Source organism: Cupriavidus taiwanensis, from assembly GCF_900250115.1.
GTDB lineage: Bacteria > Pseudomonadota > Gammaproteobacteria > Burkholderiales > Burkholderiaceae > Cupriavidus > Cupriavidus taiwanensis_B.
In genome coordinates this window covers 1,227,049-1,251,991 of record NZ_LT984804.1, presented here as the reverse complement: position 1 = coordinate 1,251,991, position 24,943 = coordinate 1,227,049, and the positions used below count along the sequence as shown (strand labels likewise).

At 68.3% G+C, this 24,943-nt stretch carries 23 protein-coding genes; 14 read left to right on the top strand and 9 right to left on the bottom strand.

The features are described from left to right. Positions 1 to 14 precede the first annotated feature (14 nt). Entirely contained in the window at positions 15 to 1,019 is a 1,005-nt protein-coding gene (locus CBM2586_RS22480) for a Bug family tripartite tricarboxylate transporter substrate binding protein (protein WP_115689885.1), read from the bottom strand. Positions 1,020 to 1,162: 143 nt separating this feature from the next. Here CBM2586_RS22480 and CBM2586_RS22475 point away from each other — a divergent pair, with 143 nt between their 5' ends. The 3 genes from CBM2586_RS22475 to CBM2586_RS22465 all read left to right on the top strand — a co-directional run bounded on the left by CBM2586_RS22475 (position 1,163) and on the right by CBM2586_RS22465 (position 3,597). Beyond that, complete coding sequence (locus CBM2586_RS22475) at positions 1,163 to 2,098, top strand: LysR substrate-binding domain-containing protein (RefSeq protein ID WP_115689883.1); 936 nt, start codon at positions 1,163 to 1,165, stop codon at positions 2,096 to 2,098. A gap of 99 nt (positions 2,099 to 2,197) precedes the next feature. After that, positions 2,198 to 2,926, top strand: coding sequence for an SDR family oxidoreductase (locus tag CBM2586_RS22470; RefSeq protein ID WP_115689881.1), 729 nt, complete (start codon positions 2,198 to 2,200; stop codon positions 2,924 to 2,926). Between the two features lie 74 nt (positions 2,927 to 3,000). Continuing rightward, positions 3,001 to 3,597: a 2-hydroxychromene-2-carboxylate isomerase gene (locus CBM2586_RS22465; RefSeq protein ID WP_115664684.1), complete on the top strand. Its 597-nt coding sequence runs from the start codon at positions 3,001 to 3,003 to the stop codon at positions 3,595 to 3,597. Here the strand turns inward: CBM2586_RS22465 and CBM2586_RS22460 are convergent. After that, a complete protein-coding gene (locus tag CBM2586_RS22460) occupies positions 3,594 to 4,358 on the bottom strand; it encodes a sulfite exporter TauE/SafE family protein (RefSeq protein WP_115664685.1) in 765 nt (254 codons plus the stop codon). The genes CBM2586_RS22465 and CBM2586_RS22460 overlap by 4 nt on opposite strands. Positions 4,359 to 4,768: 410 nt before the next feature. On the opposite strand from CBM2586_RS22460, the gene CBM2586_RS22455 reads away from it, so the two are divergent. From CBM2586_RS22455 to CBM2586_RS22445, 3 genes are read left to right on the top strand one after another with little or no spacing between them, the layout of a single operon-like run. Continuing rightward, positions 4,769 to 6,202: a cytochrome ubiquinol oxidase subunit I gene (locus tag CBM2586_RS22455; protein ID WP_115689879.1), complete on the top strand. Its 1,434-nt coding sequence runs from the start codon at positions 4,769 to 4,771 to the stop codon at positions 6,200 to 6,202. A 3-nt stretch (positions 6,203 to 6,205) separates the two neighbouring features. Beyond that, entirely contained in the window at positions 6,206 to 7,213 is a 1,008-nt protein-coding gene (cydB, locus tag CBM2586_RS22450; RefSeq protein WP_115664689.1) for a cytochrome d ubiquinol oxidase subunit II, read from the top strand. After that, positions 7,213 to 7,371, top strand: coding sequence for a DUF2474 domain-containing protein (locus CBM2586_RS22445; RefSeq protein ID WP_115664691.1), 159 nt, complete (start codon positions 7,213 to 7,215; stop codon positions 7,369 to 7,371). Before cydB ends, CBM2586_RS22445 begins: the two co-directional genes overlap by 1 nt. A gap of 25 nt (positions 7,372 to 7,396) precedes the next feature. Here CBM2586_RS22445 and CBM2586_RS22440 read toward each other — a convergent pair whose 3' ends face one another. From CBM2586_RS22440 to CBM2586_RS22420, 5 genes are all read right to left on the bottom strand, one after another. Continuing rightward, positions 7,397 to 8,161 (bottom strand): fumarylacetoacetate hydrolase family protein, encoded by a 765-nt coding sequence (locus CBM2586_RS22440; protein ID WP_115689877.1) that lies wholly within the window; start codon positions 8,159 to 8,161, stop codon positions 7,397 to 7,399. A gap of 76 nt (positions 8,162 to 8,237) precedes the next feature. Then, positions 8,238 to 9,686, bottom strand: coding sequence for an MFS transporter (locus tag CBM2586_RS22435; protein WP_115689875.1), 1,449 nt, complete (start codon positions 9,684 to 9,686; stop codon positions 8,238 to 8,240). A 109-nt stretch (positions 9,687 to 9,795) separates the two neighbouring features. After that, a complete protein-coding gene (locus CBM2586_RS22430; protein WP_115689873.1) occupies positions 9,796 to 11,322 on the bottom strand; it encodes an amidase family protein in 1,527 nt (508 codons plus the stop codon). An 89-nt stretch (positions 11,323 to 11,411) separates the two neighbouring features. Next, positions 11,412 to 12,716: an MFS transporter gene (locus CBM2586_RS22425; RefSeq protein ID WP_115689869.1), complete on the bottom strand. Its 1,305-nt coding sequence runs from the start codon at positions 12,714 to 12,716 to the stop codon at positions 11,412 to 11,414. Positions 12,717 to 12,830: 114 nt separating this feature from the next. Next, positions 12,831 to 14,051, bottom strand: coding sequence for a pyridoxal-phosphate-dependent aminotransferase family protein (locus CBM2586_RS22420; RefSeq protein ID WP_115664704.1), 1,221 nt, complete (start codon positions 14,049 to 14,051; stop codon positions 12,831 to 12,833). Between the two features lie 191 nt (positions 14,052 to 14,242). On the opposite strand from CBM2586_RS22420, the gene CBM2586_RS22415 reads away from it, so the two are divergent. From CBM2586_RS22415 to CBM2586_RS22380, 8 genes are all read left to right on the top strand, one after another. Then, complete coding sequence (locus CBM2586_RS22415) at positions 14,243 to 14,968, top strand: GntR family transcriptional regulator (protein ID WP_115689867.1); 726 nt, start codon at positions 14,243 to 14,245, stop codon at positions 14,966 to 14,968. A gap of 177 nt (positions 14,969 to 15,145) precedes the next feature. Beyond that, positions 15,146 to 17,200: an alkaline phosphatase family protein gene (locus CBM2586_RS22410; RefSeq protein WP_115689865.1), complete on the top strand. Its 2,055-nt coding sequence runs from the start codon at positions 15,146 to 15,148 to the stop codon at positions 17,198 to 17,200. 99 nt (positions 17,201 to 17,299) lie between these two features. Continuing rightward, entirely contained in the window at positions 17,300 to 17,533 is a 234-nt protein-coding gene (locus tag CBM2586_RS22405; protein ID WP_115664710.1) for a hypothetical protein, read from the top strand. A 50-nt stretch (positions 17,534 to 17,583) separates the two neighbouring features. Beyond that, positions 17,584 to 19,740, top strand: a complete 2,157-nt coding sequence (locus tag CBM2586_RS22400) for a phosphocholine-specific phospholipase C (protein ID WP_115689863.1) — start codon at positions 17,584 to 17,586, stop codon at positions 19,738 to 19,740. 156 nt (positions 19,741 to 19,896) lie between these two features. Beyond that, a complete protein-coding gene (locus CBM2586_RS22395; protein WP_115691422.1) occupies positions 19,897 to 20,784 on the top strand; it encodes a LysR substrate-binding domain-containing protein in 888 nt (295 codons plus the stop codon). Between the two features lie 140 nt (positions 20,785 to 20,924). Next, complete coding sequence (locus CBM2586_RS22390) at positions 20,925 to 21,626, top strand: HAD family hydrolase (protein WP_115689861.1); 702 nt, start codon at positions 20,925 to 20,927, stop codon at positions 21,624 to 21,626. Between the two features lie 3 nt (positions 21,627 to 21,629). Beyond that, on the top strand, positions 21,630 to 22,649 hold the full coding sequence (locus CBM2586_RS22385; RefSeq protein ID WP_115689859.1) for a M14 family zinc carboxypeptidase: 1,020 nt from the start codon (positions 21,630 to 21,632) through the stop codon (positions 22,647 to 22,649). Further along, positions 22,646 to 23,398 (top strand): alpha/beta fold hydrolase, encoded by a 753-nt coding sequence (locus CBM2586_RS22380; protein WP_115689857.1) that lies wholly within the window; start codon positions 22,646 to 22,648, stop codon positions 23,396 to 23,398. Before CBM2586_RS22385 ends, CBM2586_RS22380 begins: the two co-directional genes overlap by 4 nt. Here CBM2586_RS22380 and CBM2586_RS22375 read toward each other — a convergent pair. Then, a complete protein-coding gene (locus CBM2586_RS22375) occupies positions 23,384 to 23,971 on the bottom strand; it encodes a TetR/AcrR family transcriptional regulator (protein ID WP_115689855.1) in 588 nt (195 codons plus the stop codon). The genes CBM2586_RS22380 and CBM2586_RS22375 overlap by 15 nt on opposite strands. Positions 23,972 to 24,179: 208 nt before the next feature. Continuing rightward, positions 24,180 to 24,722, bottom strand: a complete 543-nt coding sequence (locus tag CBM2586_RS22370; RefSeq protein WP_172587107.1) for a copper resistance protein CopQ — start codon at positions 24,720 to 24,722, stop codon at positions 24,180 to 24,182. Positions 24,723 to 24,943 lie beyond the last annotated feature (221 nt).

Here is a 24,943-nt window from a genome sequence, read left to right as displayed (position 1 = left end):
GCCTTCGCGTGCCGTCAGCTTTGCTGCAGCAGTTCTTTCAGCTTGAGGCGCTGGATCAGCTGGGTTTCCTGTTCATAGACGCTGGCAACGTACTTCTTGTAGTCGGGCCCGTCCAGGTACATCACGGGCGCGTCCAGCCGCGCCGCGACCTGTCTGAACTCGTTGCTGGCGACCGCGGCGCGGAAGGTGTCGCGCAGCTTCTTTTCCACGGCAGGCGGCAGGCCCCTGGGCGCGCCGATGCCGTTGGGCGCTTCCACCACCACGTTGTAGCCCAGCTCCTTGAGCGTGGGCGTGTCCTTGAAGCGGGTCGCGCGCTGTTCGCCCCACGTTGCCAGCAGGCGCAGCTTGCCGGCTTCGACATGCGGCGCCCATGAGCTGGAATCGGCCAGCAGTTCCACCTGCCCGGCCAGCACGTCCTGCAGCGCGGCGGCGCCGCCCTTGTAGGCGATGGCATTGAACTGGATGCCGGCGGCCAGCGCGAACTGTTCCATGCCGACATGGGTGGCGCCGCCGATGCCGGCGTGCGCATAGGTGAGCTTGCCGGGGCTGGCCTTGGCGGCGGCCACCACGTCCTGCAGCGTCTTGTAGCGCGAGCTGGCCGGCACCGCGATGCCGAAGGTCTGGCCCGAGGTGCGCGCCAGGTAGGTCAGCTCGGTGCGAGGGTCCAGCTGCAGCATGCCGAGCTGCGCGAAGCGCGTCACCGAGATCGGGATCTGGCCGATGGTATAGCCATCGGGATTGGCGCGCGCCAGCGCCTTGGTGCCGATCATGCCGGACGCGCCGGCGCGGTTCTCCACCACGATCGACTGCTTCAGGATGCCGCCGGCCACCTGGCACAGCGCGCGCATCGACTGGTCGGCGGTGCCGCCCACCGGCCACGGGCAGATGAAGGTGATGGGACGCTCCGGGTACTGGTCGGCCAACGCGCGCGTGGCCGGCAACAGCACGCCGGTGGCACCCGCGGCGGCTCCGATGAGCAGGCGGCGGCGCTTGGCATCGATGGGAAATGCTTGAGTCATTTGCAGGTGTCTCCGATGTTCTGATTATCGGCGGGACCGGCGCTGCCAGCCTCGTCATGCCCGCATTCTGTTGTCTCCGTCCATAACAATCCAATCGAAAATTGGCATTGCTTCATAACCTCGAGGTTAGATAGACTGCGGGCGTGGTACAGATCGACCGCGCGCTGCGCTCCAATATCAAGCTGCGCCACCTGCAACTGCTGGTGGCGCTGGACGAGTTTCGCCATCTCGGCCGCACCGCGGAATTCCTGTCGGTGAGCCAGCCGGCGGTGTCCAAGGTGCTGACCGAGGTCGAGAAAATGATGGGGCTGACGCTGTTCACGCGCTCTACCCGCGGCACCGAGCCGACTCCCGCGGGCGAGTCGCTGGTGCGCTTTGCGCGCTCGGTGCTGGCGCAGTACGAACAGACCCGCGACGAGATTGCCGCGGTGCAGAGCGGCGCGTCCGGGCGCATCCGCGTGGGCTCGATGGGCGCGGCCTTGCCGGTGCTGCTGGCGCAGGCCGTCGGCACACTCAAGCAGCGCCACGCGCACGCCACCGTACTGGTGGAGGAAGGCGACCTGACCCACCTGCTGCCCAAGCTGCGCCTGCGCGAACTCGACCTGATCGTGGGCCGGCTCGAGCCCGGCTATGCCGCGCCCGACCTGCTGACCGAAGCGCTTTATGAAGAGCCGATGGTGGTCGTGGTGCGGCGTGGCCACAAGCTGGCGCGCAAGGCCCGGCCGGGCTGGGCCGACCTGGCCGCGATGCCGTGCGTGCTGCCGCCGCCGTGGGCTTCGCTGCGGGTGAAGATCGAGCAAGCCTTCTTCCGCCACGGCCTGCATCCGCCGCAGGACGTGATCGAGACCTCCTCGTACCTGGCCCAGGCCGCCTTCGTCGATCAGCGCGGGGCCGCCGCCTTCATGGCCGCATCGGTTGCCATGGCGATGCAGCAGGAAGGCCGGCTGCAGGTGCTGAAGATGGAGGTGCCGGTCGAGCTGCCACCCGTGGGCATCATCACGCTGCGCGAACGCGCGCCGTCGATCGGCACCGACCAGCTGGTGGCGTGCCTGCGGCAAGAGGCGGCGGCGCGGCAATAGGTTGCGCGTGCGGGCCGGCGCGCTTGCGCCATCGCTGTTAGGATCATGCTCCGGGGAGCCCCGCGCACGCCAGGCGGGGCACCAAGCCAGGAGACATCCATGCCCGAAAAGAAGGCCGTCCTCGTCGTCGGGGCTGGCGACGCCACCGGCGGCGCCATTGCAAGGCGCTTTGCCCGCGAGGGCTACGTTGCCTGCGTGACGCGCCGCCATGCCGACAAGCTGCAGCCGCTGGTGCAGCAGATCCGCGCCGATGGCGGCGAAGCCCATGCCTTTGGCTGCGACGCGCGCAAGGAAGACCAGACCGTCGAGCTGATCGCGCGCATCGAGCGCGAGATCGCGCCGCTGGAGGTGGCGGTCTTCAATATCGGCGCCAACGTGCAGTTTCCCATCACCGAGACCAGCGCGCGCGTGTACTACAAGGTCTGGGAGATGGCGTGCTTCGGCGGCTTCCTGATGGGCCGCGAGGCCGCGCGCGCGATGCTGCCGCGCCAACGGGGCTCGATCTTCTTTACCGGCGCCACCGCCAGCCTGCGCGGGCGCGAGAACATGGCCGCCTTTGCCGGCGCCAAGCACGCGCTGCGGGCGCTGGCGCAAAGCATGGCGCGCGAACTGGGGCCAAAGAACATCCACGTCGCGCACCTGGTGATCGATGCTGCCATCGACACCGAGTGGATTTGCGAGAACTTCCCGGAGCGCTACGCGGCCAAGGCCCAGGACGGCATCGTCAATCCCGACCATATCGCCGATACCTACTGGATGCTGCACCAGCAGCCACGCGACGCGTGGACGCATGAGCTTGACCTCCGTCCCTGGATGGAACGCTGGTAGGCAAGGCGCGCCGCCAGCGCACGCACAACGCACAACACGCAGCGCATACAGACCACCACAACAGGAGACCGGCCGTGACCAGGCAAGTGGAATTCTTCTTTGATTTCGGCAGCCCCTACTCATACCTGGCATGGAAGGAATTGCCGCGCGTGGCGCAGCGCACCGGCGCCACCATCGTCTGGCGTCCGATTCTGCTCGGTGGCGTGTTCAAGGCCACCGGCAACCACAGTCCCGCCGAGGTGCCCGCCAAGCTGGGCTGGCTGCATGCCGACACCGCGCGCTGGGCCGGGCGCTATGGCGTGCCGTTCCGGCAGAATCCGCATTTCCCGGTGAATACGCTGATGCTGATGCGCGGCGCCACCGGCTACCTGCGCCAGGACGACGCCACCTTCCTGCGCTATGCCGACGCCATGTTCAGCGCAATGTGGGAACAGGGCCGTAACCTCAACGACCCGGCCGAGATCGGCGCGGTGCTGGCCGCCGCGGGCTTCGATCCACGGGCCGCGCTGACGCTGGTGGACGACCCGGAAGTCAAGCAGGCGCTCAAGCGCGACACCGAGCACGCGGTCACGCGCGGCGTGTTCGGCGCGCCCAGCTTTATCGTCGGCGACGAGCTGTTCTGGGGCAACGACCGTCTCTTGTTCGTGGAAGACGCGCTGGCGCGGCCCTAGCCAGCGCCGCGCGCGACCAGCACCGGCACGGAAGTGGCGAGCAGCGCCATCCCTGACGCCGTCAGCAGCGACAGCACGATCTTGCGGAAGGTTGCCTCGCTGATGCCCAGGTAAAGCCGGGTGCCCAGCAGCGTGGGCACCAGCATCGCCGGCGCCACCACCAGGAACATGGGCAGCATCTCGCGCGTGACGATGCCCTGGCCGACATAGGCGGCCATGGTCATGGCCAGCGTGGCGAGGTTGAAGTTCTGGATTACGGCGCGCTGCTCGTCCTTGTCGAAGCCGCGCAGGGTGCACCACAGCGTGGGAATTACGCCGGTAAAGCCGCCGATGCCACCCATCACGCCGCCGGCGGCGCCGGCCACGCCGTCGGCCACGCGCCCGCCCACGCCGATATGCGGCAGCCGCCGCGCCATCAGCATCACCGGGCACCACAGCGTCAGGAAGGCGCCCAGCACCGCCTTGAACCACTGCGCGTCGAGCAGCGGCAGCACCGCCACGCCCAGCGGGATGCCGGCCACGCCGCCGGCAACGAAGGGCCACAGGCGCCGCCACGACAGGCCGCGGCGCACCGACGCGGCCGCCAGCAACTGGCCGGTGAGCGCGCCGAACACCGTCATCGCCGCCGCCAGGCGCGGTTCGATCGCCCAGGCCCAGAACGACATCGCCACCATGCCGAAGGCAAAGCCGGACAAGCCCTGGACGAAGCCCGCCACGGCGGCGCCGGCAATGACGATCAGCAAGGTGGAATCGAAGGGCACGGGGAAGGACGCAAGAGAGCGGCGAGACAGGGCGCATAACTATGCACTTCCCTGCCCGCGTTGTCAGCCCTCATCCCTGATGCAATGCGCAAATCTGATACGGTTTTTTTCTCCGGACTTGATTCTGTTCCGCCTCGCGCGGGTCCGCTACGATCTGTTCATCGGCAATGGCCTGCGCGGCGCAACGACGGCCGCGCGTGCCCGAAGGTGCGGCGATATGTCGCCCGGCTGCCACCGGGCATCACGCTGCCCTTTGCGGTCCGCGCGGCGTACACTACGCTTACCGCACGCGCCTGCGCCCCCGCGCCCCCGGCGCGCTCCTGCCCACGGATCCGACTGCCAGAGTTTGTTCAAAGGCGGTCCGCGCCCGTCCAAGGCATGCGCCAGGCCAGCGCCCCGGAGAACACGACATGTTTGGTTTGACCGCGCTCGACCTCGCCCGCATCCAGTTTGGCTTCACCATTTCCTTCCACATCGTCTTTCCCGCCATCACCATTGGCCTGGCCGCCTATCTGGCCGTGCTCGAGGGCTGCTGGCTGCGCACGCAACGGCCGCTGTACCGCGACCTCTACCACTTCTGGTCCAAGATCTTTGCCGTCAACTTCGGCATGGGGGTGGTTTCCGGCCTGGTGATGGCTTACCAGTTCGGCACCAACTGGAGTTTTTTCTCCGAGTTTGCCGGCAGCATCACCGGGCCGCTGCTGACCTATGAAGTGCTGACCGCCTTCTTCCTGGAAGCCGGCTTTCTTGGCGTGATGCTGTTCGGCTGGAACCGGGTCGGCCCGGGGCTGCATTTCTTCTCCACCGTGATGGTGGCGCTGGGCACGCTGATCTCGGCGACGTGGATCCTGGCGTCGAACAGCTGGATGCAGACGCCGGCGGGCTTCGAGATCATCGACGGCCGCGTGGTGCCCACCAACTGGTTCGAAGTCATCTTCAATCCGTCGTTCCCGTATCGCCTGGTGCATATGAGCGTGGCGGCCTTCCTGGCCACTGCGCTGTTTGTCGGCGCCTCCGCCGCCTGGCACCTGCTGCGCGGACGGGACAATCCCGCCATCCGCAAGATGCTGTCGATGGCGATGTGGATGCTGCTGATCGTCGCGCCGATCCAGGCGGTGATCGGCGACTTCCACGGCCTCAATACGCTCAAGCACCAGCCCGCCAAGATCGCCGCGCTGGAGGGGCATTGGGAAAACAAGGGCAACGAGGCCCTGCCGCTGCTGCTGTTCGGCTGGCCCGACATGGAGCGCGAGGAAACCCGCTTCGCGGTCGAAGTGCCGCACCTGGGCAGCCTGATCCTGACCCACAGCTGGGACGGGCAGATCCAGGGCCTGAAGGAGTTCCCGCCGGAAGACCGGCCCAATGCGGCAATCCTGTTCTGGTCGTTCCGGGTGATGGTGGGGCTGGGGCTCCTGATGATCCTGCTGGGCGTGTGGAGCCTGGTCTTGCGGCGCCGCGACCGGATCTATCGCGTCCGTCCGTTCCTGCATATGGCCTTGTGGATGGGACCCGCAGGCGTGATCGCGATCCTGGCCGGCTGGTACACCACCGAGATCGGGCGCCAGCCGTGGGTGGTGTATGGGCTGCAGCGCACCGCGGACGCGGTGTCGCCGCACGGCGTGCCGGAACTGGCGGTGACGCTGGCGATCTTCGTGGTTGCGTATTGCTTCGTGTTCGGCGTCGGCATCGCCTACATGATGCGTCTGGTGCGCAAGGGTCCGCTGCTGGAAGAGCCCAAGCCGCATGGCGGCCCCGGTCGCGAGCATACGCCGGCGCGGCCCCTGTCGGCCGTGGACGACGATGAAGCGCTCGCCCCCACCCCCACCGCACGCACCCGGAGCTGACACATGGGCATCGATCTCTCGCTTCTCTGGATCGTCATCATCTTCTTTGGCGTGATGATGTATGTGGTGATGGACGGCTTCGACCTGGGCATCGGCATGCTGTACCCGTTCGTGCCTGACCGGCATGACCGCGACGTGATGATGAACACCGTGGCGCCGGTGTGGGACGGCAACGAGACCTGGCTGGTGCTGGGCGGCGCCGGGCTGCTGGCGGCGTTCCCGCTGGCGTATTCGGTGGTGCTGAGCGCGCTCTACCTGCCGCTGATGCTGATGCTGCTGGGCCTGATCTTCCGCGGCGTGGCGTTCGAGTTCCGCTTCAAGGCCAATGACCGCGAACGCCCGGTGTGGGACGCCGCCTTCATCCTCGGCTCGGCCACGGCCACCTTCTTCCAGGGTGTGGCGCTGGGCGCCTATATCGACGGCATCAAGCTGGAAGGCCACCGTTTTGCCGGCGGCCCGCTGGACTGGCTGGCGCCGTTCCCGCTGTTCTGCGGCGTGGGCCTGATCGTGGCCTACACCGTGCTGGGCAGCACCTGGCTGATCATGAAGACCGAGGGCGACCTGCAGCAGCGCATGATCCGCCTGACCGGCACGCTGGCATGGCTGCTGCTGGCGGTGATCGCCGTGATCAGCCTGTGGACGCCGCTGACCCATCCCGAAATTGCGGATCGGTGGTTCAGCCTGCCCAACCTGTTCTGGTTCTCGCCGGTGCCGATCCTGGTGGCGCTGTGCATGTTCATGCTGATGCGAGCGCTGCGCCGCGAGCCCGATATCTCGCCCTTCCTGTATGCGCTGGCACTGGTGTTCCTGGGCTACAGCGGGCTGGCGATCAGCGTCTGGCCCAATATCATCCCGCCCGGGATCTCGATCTGGGAGGCCGCGGGGCCGCCGCAAAGCCAGGGCTTTGCGCTGGTGGGCGCGCTCTTCATCGTGCCCTTCATCCTGATGTACACGGTGTGGGCCTACTACGTGTTCCGCGGCAAGGTGCGCCACGGCGAGGGCTATCACTGATGGGTGCGCCGCACCCGGACAGCGGCGGCACCGGCGCCGGCACCTGGCTGCGCCGCGTCGGCTGGCTGGTGCTGATCTGGGCCGCGAGCGTGGCGGCACTGGGCGTGGCCGCGTGGGTGCTGCGGCTGATCATGCGGGGCGTGGGCTTCCACAGCTGACGCCCCGCGCTTCGGGGCCTGCGCCTCAAAGCTGGACCGAGGCCTCGCCGATGCCTTCGAACGCCACCGTCACCAGGTCGCCCGCGGCGGCATCGAGGATGCCGACCCAGGTACCGGTGGTGACCACCGTGCCGGCCTCGACGCGGGCTCCGTCGCGCGTCGCATGGCGCAGCCAGGCAACCAGTCCATAGGCCGGATCGCCCAGCGCGTGGGTGCCGCGGCGCTCGAAAGTCTGCGCGCCGATCTGCACCACGCAGCGCTGGCTGGCCCAGTCGCGCGCGGCATAGTCGCGCCACGCCCCCAGTACCAATGCGCCATGCGCCTGAAGATCCGCCAGCTTCAGCAAGGCGGGTGCCTTCACGTACTGCTGCCAGCGCGAATCGACGATCTCGATGGACACCGCCATCGCCTCGACCAGTGCCGCTGCATCGGCATAGTCGAGGCTGGCCGCTTGCGCCGCATTCACGCCCTGCCCCAGCCGCAGCGCGATCTCCGCCTCGATGCCGCGCCACGTAAAGGGCCAGTCGCCGGCATGCGCAGGACTGTTCCAGACCCCGGCCGCCGGCAGCCGCGCATGGGTCATCGTGGCGTCGCGAGAAGGCCCGCCGGATTTCCAGTACGCGGCGCCGGCCTCTTGCCAGCCCAGTGACTGCGCGACGATGGCTTGCACCGCGTAGGCCTGCCCGGCGTTGGCGAGCGCCGTGGCGAATGCTTGCGCATCGGCGCAGCGGCGTTCGCGCCGCGCGCTGAGCAGGGCCTGGGCGACGCGGTCGATATCGGTAGTTGTCATGACTTGGTTGAGTCCTTGTGGATCAAGAATATTGCCCTGCAAGCCGCGCCCGCACGCTGGCGGGCGCGTCCACGCTTTATGAAGCGCTGGCGTTGGCCGTTTCGCCGCGGACCTCGCGCTGGCCTTCGGCGTCATCGTCGGTCTCGCCCATGGCGCGGCCGAAGGTTTCAGGCGCGAACTGCACCGCCAGCGCAAAGACGCCATACATGGCCGCCAGCATGCTGAACATGCCGCCAACGCCGTAGCTCTCGAACACGCGCCCGCTGACCAGCGGCGTCAGCGCCCCTGCCAAGGTGCCAAGCGCCAGGATCAGCGAGGTGCCGAAGGCGCGCACATGGGTAGGATACTGTTCCGGCGCGAAGATCCAGATCGAGGTATTCAGCAACACCACGCAGAACGTAAAGGCCGCGCCGAACAGCAGCACCAGCGCAACGTTATACGTCAGGAAGCCGAAGCACAGCCCCGCTGCGCAGGCCAGGCCCGCGCCGACGGTCAGCACCCGCTTGCGCGGGATGTGATAGCCGCAGTACGACGCGGCCAGCGCGCCGAACAGGCTGCCGCTCTGCATCACCATGGTGAAGAGAAAGCTCTTGGAGATGGTATATCCCTGCGCCATCAGGATGGTCGGCATCAGCGTCAGCACCGAGATCTGCGCGCCATAAGTCATCGACACCGCAATGCCCAGCGCGATGGTGCGCCGTCCCAGCCGGCCCTTGAAGATATCGCTCAACCGCACTTTGGCGCGCGGCGCTTCGTCCTGAATCGCCGCCTTGATATAGGGCGTGGGCTCGCCGTCGAGCTTGCCGAGCCGGCCCGATGCCAGCACCGACAGCACCCGGTTGGCCTCGTCCACCCGGCCCTTGGACAGCAGGAAGCGCGGCGTCTCCGGGATAAAGCGCCGATAGAAGATGACGAAGAACGCCGGCAGCACCAGGCAGGCAAAGAGCCAGCGCCAGCTGTCCGGTCCCGGGAACAAGGCGAACACCGCCAGGCCGAATGCCGGCGCCAGCATATTGCCCAGGCCGCCGCTGCCGACACTGACCAGGCCCACCGCCGTGCCGCGGAAGCGGGTCGAACACAGTTCCGCCAGCATGGTCACGGCGATCGAGATCTCGCCGCCCAGGCCGATGCCGACGATAAAGCGGCCCGCCGCCAGCACCCAGTAGTTCGGCGCCAGCGCGCAGATGATGGCCCCCAGCGTGAACAGCAGCAGGTTGGCGCTCAGCATCGCGCGCCGGCCGTAGCGGTCGGCGATATAGCCCGAGCCGATGCGCCCCAGCGCGGCGGCGCTGAACGTCAGCGTGTTGAGAAAGCCGATTTCCGCCACCGAAATCCCCCACTGCTCGCGCAGCATGGGACCGATCAGGCCGACGGCGTTCTGCTCGAACACGTCGAACATCACGCCCAGCATGATCATGAAGATGATCTTCTTGTGCGAGGCGGTCACCCCGATGCCGTCCATGGCCCGGTCCAGCTCCTGCTGCTGGGGGGAATTCGGCGATTGAACTACAGTTTCTGCGCCCATCTTTGTCTCCTCCTCGTCTAGAGGTCGCCGCGGTGTGTCCGCGAGCCTGGTGCCGCCGTGAGCGGCGGGCATTTGTCGAGCAGCGATAAAACTTCGTTCCGGCGCGCCGTTACTCCAGGGCCGGCGTCGAGTGCGGCGGCCGGCGGGCAAGCAAGGCCTGCTCGGCCGCGAACGCCAGGCGCAACAGCACGGGCTCGGTGAAGGGCAGGCCGAAGAATTCCAGCCCCACCGGCACGCCTTGCGGCGCATTGCGCTGCGGCGCGGAAAACCCGGCCGGGATGACGATGGCGGGAAAGCCGGTGGCCGACGCGAGCACGCCGTTGCGCTCGGCCTGGGTCTCCCCGATCGGAACCACCAGCCGCCGCTGGTGCGGAAACACCAGCGCGTCAAGCCGGTGCCGCGCCATCAGGTCCCGCAGCCATTGGCGCAGGGTGTGCTGGCGCTGCATGCGCTCGCGGTATTCGGCCTGCTGCTCGCTCAGCGCGACCGCGGTGGCCAGCGTTCCGGCCACGCTGGGATGCACGCCGCCCGCGGCGATGATGTCCTGCATGGACCGTACCGGCACGCCGGGCGGCAACTGCGACAGGTAGGCGTCGAGATCGCGCTCCATCTCGTAGTGGTGCACCAGCGTGGAAGCCAGCAGCGCGTCGGGGCTGATCGCGTCCTCGATGTCGACCAGTTCGGCGCCCTGCGCGGCGATGACGGCCAGCGCCTGCTGCATCACGGCGTTGACCGGTCGATGCACATCCTGGCTGCCGAAAAAGCTGCGCAGCACGCCGATGCGCGCGCCCCTGAGTCCGTCGCGGTCGAGGCTCGCCGCATAGCTCGCCGGGACATGGCCGGGACCTTCGCTGGTGACCGGGTCGGCGGGGTCATAACCGGCGATGACATCGAGCATCAGCGCGGTATCGGCAACGGTGCGCGTGATCGGACCGATGGTGTCCTGCGTCAGCCCGCACGGGACCAGTCCGGCCCGGCTGATCAGACCCATGGTCGGCCGCAGTCCGACCAGGCTATTGGCCGAAGCCGGAGAGCGGATCGAATTGACCCCGTCGGTGCCGATACCAAGCACGCCGAAGCTCGCGGCGATGCCGGCGGCGGTGCCGCCGCTGGAGCCGCCGGGCGTGCGTCCCAGGTCATAGGGATTCAACGTCTGCCCGCCCAGCGTGCTGACGGTCTCGCCACCGGACGCAAGCTCATGCAGGTTGGTCTTGGCCAGCACCACCGCGCCCGCCTCGCGCAACCTCTGGATGACGAAGGCATCGTTGGCTGACAGGTTGTCGCGCAGGCATTCGGCGCCCGCGGTGGTAGCCATGCCGGCGCATTCGATGTTGTCCTTGACCAGCACCGGGATGCCCTGCAGCGGCGCCAGCGCCTGCGAGGGATTGCGCGCAGCGGTGGCGTCGATGCGGTCCGCTTCTTCCAGTGCCTGCGGATTGACCTGAAGGATGCTGCGCAGCGCTGGGCCGCGCTGGTCATAGGTGGCAATGCGGTCCAGGCAGCGGCTGGCCAGCTGGCGCGCCGTCAGCGTGCCGTCGCGCATCGCGGCATGCGCACCGGCAACGGTGGCTTCCACCACGCTGAACGGCGCGTGCTGGCCCGGGCCGTGCGGCGCCGGTTGGTACGAGGTTTTCATGAGGGGACTTCCATGCGCCGCACGGGCGCGTAGGGTTGGGGGGAGTGCGGCGGGGCCGCGGCAAGGTGGCCGCGCCCCGCCTGGCCCGGCTATCGGTTGACCAGCCTGGCGGGAATGGTCCAGATCGCGAAGGCGCCGAGGACCAGCATGCCGGCGATCATGTAGTAGGCGCTGCTGCCGCTCTGGGTCACGTCGCGCAGGTAGCCGATCATGTAGCCGCTGGTGAAGCCGGCCAGATTGCCGATCGAATTGCTCATGGCGATGGCCGTGGCCGCCGCCGCACCGCTGAGGAACGCCGTCGGCAGCGACCAGAACAGCGGGGTGCAGGTCAGGATGCCGGCGGCGGCGATCGACAGGAACACCAGCGACAGCGCGGTGTTGTGCATCACCCATGGCAGCGCCAGGAAACCGATCGCGCCCATCATGCAAGGGATGATCAGGTGCCAGCGCCGTTCGCGGTGCTTGTCGGCGCTACGGCCGAAGAAATACATCGCGACAATGGCGGCCATGTACGGGATCGCGCTCAGCAGGCCGATATGCAGCGGATCGCTGACACCGGTCGACTTGATGAAGGTCGGCAGCCACAGCGTGATGCCGTACTGGCCCGTGACATAGCAGAAGCAGATCAGGCTGATCAGCCAGACGCGCGGATCGGTAAACACCCTGCCGACGCGGGCCTGCGGGTCCGCCGCCTTGATGTCCTCCGCCTTGGCCTGCTCGAGCACGCGCTTCTCGTCGCTGGTGAGCCACTTGGCCCTGGCGATCGAGTTGTCGAGGTAGTAGAAGCAGAAGCAACCCAGCAGCACCGCCGGCACCGCCTCGATGATGAACATCCATTGCCAGCCGCCCCACCCTCCGACGCCGGCCATGCTGCCCATCAGGAAGCCGGACAGCGGATTGCCGATGATGCCGGACAGCGGCGAACCCATGCAATAGATGGCCATGATCTTGGCGCGCCGGTGCGACGGATACCAGCACGACAGGTAATACACGATGCCGGGCGTGAAGCCCGCCTCCGCCAGCCCCAGCAGGAAGCGCAGCGTGTAGAACTGGGCAGGCGTCTCCACGAAGGCAAAGCAGGCGGACAGTATCCCCCACGTGATCATGATCCGGCCGATCCATACCTTGGCGCCGAACTTGTGCAAGGCCAGGTTGCTCGGCACTTCGAACAGGAAGTAGCCGATAAAGAAAATCCCGGCGCCCAGCCCATAGACGGTTTCGCTGAAGCCCAGTTGCTGCGACATCTGGAGCTTGGCAAAACCTACGTTGACACGGTCGAGATAGGCGATCAGGAAGCAGACCATCAGGAATGGCACCAGCCTCCAGCTCACCTTGCGATAGGTCGCATCCTCGAACGTCCTGATCCTTGCTCCCGCCTGCAGAGTCGTATCCACAGCGTCTCCTCTGTTTTTATGTCAGGTACGGCAGTGCTGCGCTGATCCGTTGGGATCAGTATCCGGCCGGGGCGGCGCGTGCGCCCGTCCCCGTACCAGATGGAAAGGGCTGCGTCAGGCGGCAGCCTTGAGCGACAGCGGCACGGTATGCGCGGCGAGATAGTCCATGGCGGCAACGGTGCCGCTGGCGGCGACCGGCACGCCCGAGATCTTCAGCCCCATCTCGCAGCCCGCCAGCGTGGCCATCAACGTAAGGTCGTTGCAGTCGCCCAGATGGCCGATGCGGAACATGCGGCCCTTGACCTTGCCCAGGCCGGCGCCCAGCGACATGTTGAAGCGCTCGTAGATATGCCTGCGCACCACGTCCGCGTCGACGCCGTCGGGCATCATCACGCCGGTCAGCACCGGGCTGTACACCGCAGGATCCGCGCACTGGATCTCCAGGCCCCAGGCCCTGACCGCGCGGCGGCAGGCCTCGGCCAGGCGCTGGTGGCGGGCAAAGACGTTGTCCAGCCCTTCCTCCAGGATCATGTCGAGCGCTTCCGACAGCCCGTACAGCAGGTTGGTGCTGGGGGTGTAGGGCCAGTAGCCGGTCCGGTTCATCTCGATGATCTCGTTCCAGCCCCAGAAGCTGCGCGGCAGCCGAGCCGAGCGCGAAGCCTCGATGGCCTTGGGCGATACCGCGTTGAAACTGATGCCCGGCGGCAGCATCAGGCCCTTCTGCGAGCCCGACACGGTCACGTCGACGCCCCATTCGTCATGGCGATAGTCGGCGGAGGCCAGCCCGGAAATGGTGTCGACCAGCAGCAGCGCCGGGTGCCCGGCCGCATCGATGGCGCGGCGCACCGCGGCGATATCGGAGGTCACGCCGGTCGAGGTTTCGTTGTGCACCACGCATACGGCCTTGATGGCATGCGTGGCATCGGCGCGCAGGCGGGCCTCGATCATGTCGGCCTGCACCCCGTTGCGCCAGCCTTCGACGCCCGGCAGGCCGAGGAACTCAGGGCGGATGCCCAGGTTCTCGGCCATCTTCTTCCACAGCGTGGCGAAGTGTCCGGTTTCAAACATCAGCACGGTGTCGCCGGGGCTCAGGGTGTTCGACAAGGCGGCTTCCCACGCGCCGGTGCCCGAGGCCGGATAGATCACCACCGGGTGTTCGGTCTTGAAGATCTGCCTGATCCCATCCAGCACCTTCAGGCCGAGCGCGCCGAATTCCGGGCCGCGATGGTCGATGGTCGGGTAGCTGATGGCGCGCAGGATCCGGTCCGGCACCGGGCTCGGACCGGGAATCTGCAGGAAGTGGCGGCCGGCGGGGTGAAAGTTGAGATTCTGCATGGAACTCCTCCGTTTGAGTTTTGAATGCAAAATACTCTACCAAAGGAGTGGTGAAAAAACAGAGCCGATAGGAGTCTTTTTCGCTAGCGTTTACCCGATAACCTCCGATGAAACTTGGGTTTACCATCAATCTGGCGTTCCTGTTAAGCGGCTGCTAAACTTGCATTCAATCTGTCCACCGGGCGAATTGAATGCAAATCCAAGCCGATTCAAACCCTGACGTGACGCGCCAGCTCCCTCCGGTGGAACGCCAGCGCCTGCACGACACCGTGGTCACGCATCTGCGCACCCTGATCGTCGAGGGCGCGCTGGAGCCCGGGCGCAAGCTCAACGAGCGCGAGTTGTCCGAGACCCTGGGCATCTCCCGCACGCCGCTGCGCGAAGCGCTGAAGGTGCTGGCGGCGGAAGGGCTGATCGAGATCTCGCCCAACCGCGGCGCCAGCGTCGCGCGCCTGTCCGCGACGGAAATCCGCGATACTTTCGAGCTGTTGAGCAACCTGGAGGCGTTTTCCGGCGAACTGGCGTGCCAGCGCATCACCGCCGTGGAGCTGGCCGAGCTCAAGGCCTTGCACTACGCCATGCTGGCGTGCCGCGCCCACGAAGACCTGCCCGGCTATTACCGCCTGAACCACCAGATCCATGACCGCATCAACCTGGCGGCCCGCAATGCGGCGCTGCGCCAGACCTACCTGTCGGTGAACCGGCGGCTGCAGGCGCTGCGCTTTCGCTCCAACTACCGCAAGCCAAAATGGGACAGCGCCATCCATGACCATGAGGAGATGCTGGCGGCACTCGAAGCCCGCGACGGCAAGCGCATGGCCGAGATCCTGCGCCAGCACCTGCTGGACAAGCGCGACGCCGTGCTGTTGATGCAGGCGGGCGTGGGGGGCGAAGCCGGCGGCACCCCGCAGGCCTAGCCCTCGCTTGCCAGGTCCGCCCCAAGAATCCAAATAGCCCCATCAGCATTCTTTGCCCCGCTGTCACCACGGTGACAACCCCGCTTCTTACTCTGCGAGCGCATTGCGGCACACGCAATCCGCCGCGCGGCCCTTGCCGCCGGCGCACAACAACGCAGATGAACAGGGGAATGAACGATGGCAGGGAACCTTGCACCGGCCCGGTCGGCGGGGAAGGCGCGTGCGCGCGCGCTGGCCGGCACCGTCGCAGTCATGCTGGCCGCGACGCTGGCAGGCTGCGGCGGCGGCGACAGCGCGCCATCAGGCGCGCCCAGCGATACCGACACCAGCAAGCCCGCGCCGGAGCCTGAGCGCGCAAGCGGCCCGCGCGTGCTGCTGGTCGGCGTCGACGGCGCCACCTATGCACAGGTGCAAAGTGCGGTGCTGCGGCGCGAACTGCCCAACCTGGCCAGCCTGAACCTGGTGCCGACCGCCACCGGCGGCATGCCCGGCACCATCACGTCGCAGCCGCCGCTCGACGCGCCCAGCTGGGCCACGGTGCTGACCGGCGCCTGGGCCAATCGCCATGGCATCGTCGACGACACCGGCGCCACCCCGCCGCGCGCGCCGACCGTGTTCCACTATCTGCGCGCAGCCGGCAAACCCGGCAGGCAGCAAGGCGCCGTGGTCAGTGCGCCAGCCCTACCGGTGCTGCTCAAGACGGACCAGGACGCGGGCGCGCTCGATACCCTGGTCGATTGCGCCGGGGTCGACCGCTGCGTCACGCAGGATGCCGTGCGCCAGGTGCAGTCCGGCTATGGCGTGGTGTTCGCGCAGTACAGCGCGCCGGCGCAGGCCGCGCAAGCCGGCGGCTTCGGCAATGGCGCCTATGCCGCCGCGCTGGCCGAGACCGACCGGGCGCTGGGCGAACTGTTGGCCGCCGTGGCCGCGCGCCGCCAGGCGCAGCCGGGCGAGGACTGGCTGGTGCTGGTCACCACCAGCCACGGCCTGGATGCCACCGGCGCCACCACCACGGTGCCGACGGTGGAAAACCGCACCGCGTTCCTCGCCACCAACAAGGCCCTGAACAGCGCGCTGGCCCGTCCAGGCGCGCTGGCGCCCGACACTCCGGCGGACCTGTCCGCGCTGCCGAGCGAGGCCGATATCGTGCCGACCGTGCTGGCCCATGCCGGCGTTGCGCCTGACAGCGCGACAACGCGCCTCGACGGCTCCGCGCTGACCACCACCACCGCCGGCGTGCGCGCCATCGGCGCCAGCATCAGTCAGTACAACGACGCCATTACGCTGACCTGGCAGAACCCGAGCCCGGCTGACGGCGTTACGCGCGTGTTGCGCGACGGCGTGCAGGTCGCCGCGCTGGGGCCGGAAGTGCGAACCTTCACCGACAAGGCGTTCGACATGCCCACGGGCCTGTACCAGTTCAACTACACTCTGGTGCGCAATGACGTGCCGGTGTCGTACCTGGCGCAGATCCACTACGTCAAGCCGGTCACACTGATGCCGTCGCTGCTCGATGGCCTGGCGTCGTATTTCAGCCTCGACGGCAAGCCCTTCGCCGACGCGAAGAACGCGGCCACGCTGGGGCCGTGGGTGGCAAGCCTTGACGGCGGCACGCTCGCCGCCGACAACTTCGGCGGCCAGTCGCTGCAGCTGGACTCGCGCATCGACAGCTACCAGCTCAGGCACAATGCGGCCGATATCGCGCAAAGCCCGCAGTTCACCATCGGCCTCTGGTTCCGCACCGACTGCACCCAGGGCAACAGCACCGGCGAGCCGATCCTGTCGAACAAGAACTACATCTCGGGCGGCAATGCCGGCCTTGCCATCGCCCTGTTCGGCAGCTGCGAGATCCGTTTCAACCTGGGCAGCGGCAGCGGCAAGCGCGACGACATCAACGGCATGAAGGTCTCGGCCAACCAGTGGGCGTACCTCGCGCTGTCGGTCGACGCGACGGCGAAGCGCTTCAGCGCCTATGTGGTCGACCCGGTGCTGGGCCTGCAGAAGACCGAGAACAAGGCGATCGCCAACACCGACGTGACCCGGCTCTCCGGCCTTGGCACCGGCTGGGGCGTCAACGACGACGCCACCCACAACTACGTCGGCAACAACCCGGGCGCGCTCAAGGGCGTGATAGGGCTGAACGAGCTGGCGCTGTGGACGCGCGTGCTGACGCTCGACGAGCTGAAGGCCATCACGGGCGCACGCCAGCCGCTGTCGACGCTGAATCCCTGAACCCAAGAATCCGGCGGCGCACCCGTTTCGTGAGGGAACGGGTGCCGGCCGGCCCCTCCCCCTCCCCGCATCCCGATCCCCCTGCAGGAGATTGACACCATGACCTTCCGACCTTCCATCCTGGCCCGGCCGCACTGGCTGGCCGCCCTGCTGCTGAGCGCGGCGCTCGCCGGCTGCGGCGGCGACTCCGGCGAGGGCACCAGCGGCACCCCGGCCGCGGCGCCGATCACGCCCGGCGCGCCCGGCACCGGCGGCAACCCCGGCCAGGGGACCGGCAGCGACCGGCCCGGCGAGACTCCGGCGGTCAAGCCGCAGCTGCGCTGCGCGCCCTGAAGCCGGCCCGGCCGTTCCACCCTCCCCGCAACCATCCGGCACCGAATCCAATGAATTCCCAAAGCAGACGCAACTTCCTCAAGCTTGCCAGCGGCAGCGCCGCCGCCACCGCCGCGCTGGCGGCCTTTCCGCCGTCGATCCGCCGCGCGCTGGCGATCCCCGCCAACAATGCCACCGGCACCATCCGCGATGTCGAGCACGTGGTCATCCTGATGCAGGAGAACCGCTCGTTCGACAACTACTTCGGCACCCTGCGCGGCGTGCGCGGCTTTGGCGACCGCTTCCCGATCCCGCTGGCGGGCGGCCTGAACGTCTGGCAGCAGACCTATGCCAACGGCAGCACCACCCGCACCGTGCTGCCCTACCACCTCGACAGCAGCGCCGGCAACGCGCAGCGCGTCAGCGGCACCCCGCACTCGTATCCCGACGCACAGAACGCCTGGGACCTGGGCCGCATGAACAAGTGGCCGACTTACAAGCAGACCCAGTCGATGGGCTTCTACACCGAGGCCGAACTGGATTTCCAGGTGGCGCTGGCCAACGCCTTCACGCTGTGCGACGCCTATCACTGCAGCTTCCATGGCGGCACCAACCCCAACCGCCTGTTCCACTGGACCGGCACCAACGATCCGGCCGGCGCCTCTGGCGGCCCGGTGATCGACAACAGCGGCGACTCGTTCACCGGCTCGGCCGCGCCCTACACCTGGAAGACCTATCCGGAGCGCCTGGAAACCGCCGGCGTGAGCTGGAAGGTCTACCAGAACCTGCCGGACAACTTCACCGACAACCCCCTCGCGGGTTTCAAGCAATACCGCGACGCCAATGCCGCGCGCGGCAACCAGGCCAACGGCAGTCCCTATCCGCCGTACACCAGTGCCGACGACGCTATCAGCCCGCTGCTCAAGGGCGTGGCCAACACCATGCCCGACGGCGGCTTCCTGCAGGCGCTGCGCGACGACGTCGCCGCGGGCAAGCTGCCGCAGGTGTCGTGGATCGTTGCGCCGGCGACGTACTCGGAGCACCCCGGGCCGTCCAGCCCGGTGCAGGGCGCCTGGTACACGCAGGAGGTGCTCGATGCCCTGACCGCCAATCCCGCGGTCTGGAGCAAGACCGTGCTGCTGATCAACTTCGACGAGAACGACGGCTATTTCGACCACCTGCCGCCGCCGTGCGCGCCGGCCTACGACGGCGACACGCTGGCCGGCGCCACCACGCTCGACCCGGAACAGGTCAAGCCGGAGTACCACGTCGACAAGCGTCCCTACGGCCCCGGCCCGCGGGTGCCGATGTACGTGGTCTCGCCGTGGAGCCGCGGCGGCTGGGTCAACTCGCAGGTGTTCGACCACACCTCGGTGCTGCGTTTCCTGGAAGCACGCTTCGGCGTGGCGGAGCCCAATATCAGCGGCTTCCGCCGCGCGGTGGCGGGCGACCTGACCTCGGCCTTCAACTTCGTCAGCCCCAATACCAACCCGCTGCCGCAGCTGCCCAGCCGCGACAAGGCCAGCGCCGACGCCATCCGCACCGCGCAAGGCGTGCTGCCGCAGGTGCCGCTGCCCCCGGCGGGCAGCCAGCAGATGCCGCGGCAGGACCCGGGCACGCGCCCGTCGCGCGCCCTGCCCTATGAACTGCACGTCAGCGCGCGCGAAGACGCCCGCGACCAGCGCGCGCTGTGGCTGCTGTTCAGCAACACCGGCACCGCGGCCGCGGTGTTCCACGTCTACGACCGCCTGCACCTGGACCGTGTGCCGCGCCGCTATATGGTCGAGCCGGGCAAGGAGCTGCATGGCAGCTGGGATGTCTTTGCCAGCGACGGCGGCAAGTACGACCTGTGGGTGCTGGGCCCGAACGGCTTTCACCGCGCCTTCCGCGGCGACGTCGCGGCGGTGACCGCGGCCGGAGCCAGTGCGCCGGAAATCCGCGTCTGCTATGACATCGCCAACGCCGCGGTGTACGTCGACATGATCAACACCGGCAGCGCCCCCTGTACCTTCACGGTCCAGCCCAACGCCTACCGCGCCGACGGCCCGTGGACCTACGAGGTGCCCGCCGGCATGCAGCTGCAGCAGCACTGGCCGGTGGCGCGCCAGGGCAACTGGTACGACTTCACCGTCACCACCGCGCAAGGCGGCTTTGCCCGCCGCTTTGCCGGGCGCATCGAAACCGGCACGGACGGCGTGTCCGACCCGGCGATGGGCGCGGCGGGCTGACGCAACCCGCCGACCCGGCGCCACGCCAGTCCCGCCCCGGCCGGTCCCATGCGGATCGGCCCGGGCGGGCGTCGCCGTTTTGTCATATTGGGCCGCTAGACTGCGCGGTCGTCCGGCCCGGTCCGGACTCTTCCCCAAAACTCCGCGCGGATGACCATGCTAGGCGACCTGCTGATGACCTTTTTCGAAGTGGCGCGCCAGGGCAGCATCACCATGGCGGCGCGGCAGCTGCGCGTGAGCCAGCCCACGGTAACGGGACGCATCCGACAGCTGGAGGAAAGCTACGGCGTGGAACTGTTCCATCGCCGTGCCAGCCGCGTCGACCTGAGCGATGTGGGCGTGGCGCTGATGCCGGTGGTCGAGCAGCTGATGCAGCAGGAAGGCAATGCCGATTACCTGCTGCGCAACGCGGGCAACCTGCGCTTTGGCAACCTGCGCATCGGCGCCACCGGGCCGTACTACATCCTGCGCGCGGTGGCGGCGTTCCGGCAGCGCTACCCCGCGATCGACGTGAGCCTGGATATCGGCAACTCGCAGCAGATGCTCGAAGCGCTGTTCGAATACCGCATCGACGCGGCGGTGTCCTCGCATCCGGTGGACGATGACCGCCTGGCCCGCGTCCGGCTGGCGAGCGACCCGATGGTGCTGGTGGTCCATCCCGACCATGCGCTGGCACGGCTGGGGCAGATCGACCTGCCGCAATTGCGCGGCTGCCACCTGCTGGTGCGCGAGCACGGCTCGATGACACGCAAGACCACCGAAACCGCGCTGGCCGCATGCGGGCTGGAATTGCCGCCGCATACGGTAATCGGCAGCCGCGAAGCAATCTACGAGGCGATCCGCCAGGGCCTGGGCGCCAGCGTGGTGCCGCTGGGCGAGGTGCCGCGCGACCCGCTGCTGCGCGTGGTGCCCTTTGCGTCGGGCGCGCCGGTGCTGCATGAATACCTGTACTGCCTGCGGAGCCGGCGGCAGACGCGGCTGGTCGGCGCCTTCCTCGATTGCGTGGCGCTGGACCAGCCGGCTGCCGCGGCCCAGGCTGCCTGACGCGGCGCATGCTGGTGAAAACGACGGGATATGCCGCGACGCAGGCGCCGATGCCGGCATCGGAAAACTTCGGTCCTTCATCACCGCGCGGTCACCGCGCCGCGCCAAGCTTGGCGGTTTCGCCTACGGAGCCCTCGCGCATGCCTGCCGCACCTCGCCTTGCCCTGTTCGACCTGGACCATACCCTGCTGCCACTGGACAGCGAATATGAATGGGCGCGCTACCTGGTCGCCGTCGGCGGCGCCGACGCGGCCGAGATCGACGCGCACAACGCGCGCTGGCTGGCCGCCTACCAGGCCGGCCGGCTCGACTTCGCCGCCCATGCGCGCTTTGCGCTGGGGCTGCTGGCACGCCATCCGCGCCAGCGGCTCACGCAATGGCGCGCCGGCTTCATGCGCGACGTGATCGTGCCCGCGATTCCGCCCGCCACGCGCGAACTGCTGGCGCGCCATCTCGGCGCCGGCGACCTGTGCTGCATCGTGACCGCCACCTGCCGCTTCATCACCGAGCCGATCGCGCGCGAACTGGGCGTGCCGCACCTGCTGGCGGTGGAGGCCCAGCACGATGTGCACGGCGAATTCACCGGCGCGCTGGCCGGGGTGCCCGCCTATGGGCCGGGCAAGGTGCTGCGCGTGCTGGCCTGGCTCGACACGCTTGGCCTTGCGCACACGGAGCTGGCCCACGCCACCTTCTACAGCGACTCGCGCAACGACCTGCCGCTGCTCGAAAGCGTCGGCCACCCCGTCGCCGTCAATCCCGACCCGACCCTGCGCGACGCCGCCGGGGCGCGCGGCTGGCCGGTGCTGCAGATATTTGCGGCGGCAGGCGCGCCGGCCGCCTGACCCATGCACGCGCGCGCCGACTTCCCGGAATACGACCAGTTGCTGACTTTGCTGGATGCCGGCAGCCATGTGCTCGATACCCAGGTGGTGTGCGAAACCACCGTGCAGGGCCACCGCTTCGGCGTCCATGTCGCCACGCTCGGCAGCCGCGACCCGGGCGCGCCGGCCATCGGCATCTTCGGCGGCATTCACGGGCTGGAGCGCATCGGCACGCAACTGGTGCTGGATTACCTGCGCTCGGTGCTGTCCCGCCTGGCCTGGGATGAGCTGCTGCACCGCGAGCTGCAATCGGTGCGGCTGCTGTTCATGCCGATCGTCAACCCCGGCGGCATGTGGGCCGGCACGCGCGCCAACCCCAACGGCGTCGACCTGATGCGCAACGGCCCGCAGGATGCCGACGCGCGCGTACCCTTCCTGGCCGGCGGCCAGCGCATCGGCGCCTGGCTGCCGTGGTACCGCGGCGCCGCCGGCGCGCCGATGGAGGTCGAAAGCAGCGCCCTGCTGCGCGTGGTCCGGCAGGAACTGCTGCCGCGTCCGCTCAGCTTCGCGGTGGACTGCCATTCCGGCTACGGCTGGCGCGACAGCATCTGGTTCCCGTACGCGCGCACGCGCCGGCCGATGCCGCACCTGGCCGAGATGTACCTGCTCAAGACGCTGTTCGAGCAGGCCCATCCGCACCATGGCTATACCTTCGAGCCGCAAAGCCACCAGTACCTGCTGCACGGCGACCTGTGGGACCATGCCTATGACATGGCCCCGCGCGGCAACCTGTTCCTGCCGATGACGCTGGAACTGGGCTCGTGGCTGTGGATCAAGAAAAACCCGCGCCAGCTGTTCTCGCGCGAGGGCATCTTCAACCCGATCAAGGCGCACCGCACCGCGCGCGTGCTGCGCCGGCACGTCAGCCTGTTCGACTTTCTCGGCCGCATCGCCTTTGCGTCGGACCGCTGGCTGCCGCGCGGCGCGCAGCGCGACCAACTGCTGCAACAGGCACGCGCGCACTGGCACACGGAGCCGCCATGAGCCGATGGGTATTCTTGCGGGGACTGACGCGCGAATCGCGCCACTGGGGAACGCTGCCGGCGCGCTGGGAGGCAGCCGGGCTGGGACGCCCGCTGTTGCCCGACCTGCCCGGCAATGGCGCGCTGTCGGCACAGCCAGCGCCATGGAGCGTGCGCGGCATGGTGACGGCGGTGCGGCGCCAGCTGAGCGCCGCCGGCGTGCCGGGACCGTACCGCGTACTGGCCATGTCGCTGGGGGCGATGGCCGCGACCGAGTGGGCCTGCGCGTATCCGGAAGAAGTAAGCGGCCTGGTACTGGTCAATACCAGCATGCGGCCCTTCTGCACGCCGGCGCAGCGCCTGCGTCCGCGCAACTGGGGCAGGCTGCTGCGCGTGGCGCAGCGCTGGCGGGACCGCGCGTATTGCGAACGGACCATCCACGCCATCACCTGCGCGCGCTCCGACACGCTGGCCAGCGACCTGGCCCAGTGGCAGGCCATCGCGGCGGACGCACCGGTCAGCCGGCAGGCCGCGCTGGCGCAATTGCTGGCCGCCGCGCGCTACCGCGCCCCCGCCCAGCCCCCGCGCTGTGCGGTCATGCTGCTGGCTTCCGCGGCGGACCGACTGGTCAGTCCGGCCTGTTCGGCGCGCATCGCGCAGGCCTGGGACGTGCCCTTGCTGACGCACCATTGGGCCGGCCATGACCTGCCGCACGACGACCCGCAATGGGTATGCGATGCGGTCGCACGGTCCGGATCAAGCTTCGGCTAGCGCTTCCTCGACCGGCATGGCGCTGGTCAGCAGGGCCGCCGCGGCATCGACGCGTTCCCACGTGCCGAACAGGCGCGCACTGATCAGCCCGTTCTGCAGCGCGCCGAATACCACCTGCGCCAACTGCTGCGGCGGCAGCTGCAATGGCGCCGCGCCCCGGGCGGCGGCCTGTTCGAACAGGCGCGCCAGCCACTGCTCGTTAAGGCGGGTGAAGTCCTGCATCGCCGCGCGCACGGCGTCAGGCATGGCCAGCACGTCGGCCGACAGCATGCCCACCACGCAGGCCTGGTCGATGCAGGCGCCATCGCGCAGCGGCGCCAGGTATTGCCGCGCCTGCTCGGCGCACGGCAGGCTGGTATCGATGGTCTGCAGCCTGGCCCGCTTGCGCGCGCTGTATTCGCGCACCGCCTCGAGCACCAGGTCGTCCTTGGACGGGAAGTAATAGTGGATGCTCGAGGTCTTGACGCCGACCAGTTCGGCCAGGTCGCGGTAACTGAAGCCGTTGAATCCCCGGCGGCGGATCAGCACCAGCGCGTGTTCGACCAGTTGCTCGCGTACGGTTGGGGTACTCATGGCATCCGCTCCTCGGCTTGCCGCCTGGCCCTTCAAGCCGGCAGCGTTTGTGCGATCAGCGTGATGAGGGACCCGCTCGCAAGGCAAAGTCCAACCCATCCGCCCAGGATCAGCGCAGTGTCACGCCAACGCATGATCAACTCCTGAAGCAGGGCCGCACCTTGGCAGCCCTGTGGTTTTCGGTGGCCGGCGCCAGGCCGGCCGGCTCTCAGGCGACCGCGCCGTCGGTGTAGGGATCAACCTTGCCCACGCGCGCGCCGTCGGTGTACGGGTCGAAGCTGCGGGCCGGCCCGGCCGACACGCCGCTGCGATCCAGGCCGGCTACCGTGCGGCCGCCGTCGGTGTACGGATCGGCCTTGCCCACGCGCGCACCATCGGTGAACGGATCGAACTTGCCGCTGCGGTAGTTGTAGCCGTAGCTGTCGGCGGGCACCGTGGCCGCGATCGTGCGCGCGCCGTCGGTGTACGGGTCGGGCTTGCCGACGCGTGCGCCTTCGGTGAACGGATCGAACTTGCCGCTGCGCGCGCCCTCCGTGAACGGATCGAACTTGCCGCTGCGCGCGCCCTCCGTGAACGGATCGAACTTGCCGCTGCGGGCACCGTCGGTAAAGGCATCGGCGTTGCCGACGCGATAGCTGTAGCCGTACTTGTCGCCGGCGTTGTCCTGCACGCTGGCGGCCTGCGCGACACCGCCTGCGAGCGTGGCGGCAAGGGTGGCGGCGGTGATCAGGGTCTTGGCGGTCTTGGTCATGATGGGCTCCTGGGTGCGATGGGTCGGGATCGCGTCAATTCGGTATCAGTGGCTGTTGCAGTCTTCTTCCGATTCCACATCTATCAGTAGATAGATAGCCGGCCTCAAAAAAATGACCGCTTCCGGTCGTGCAATGGGACCACCGCGTACCGCCTGGTCTTGCTTGTTGGTGGCGGTGCAGCGCTTCCATGGCCTTGATACTATCTACTACTAGGTAGAGA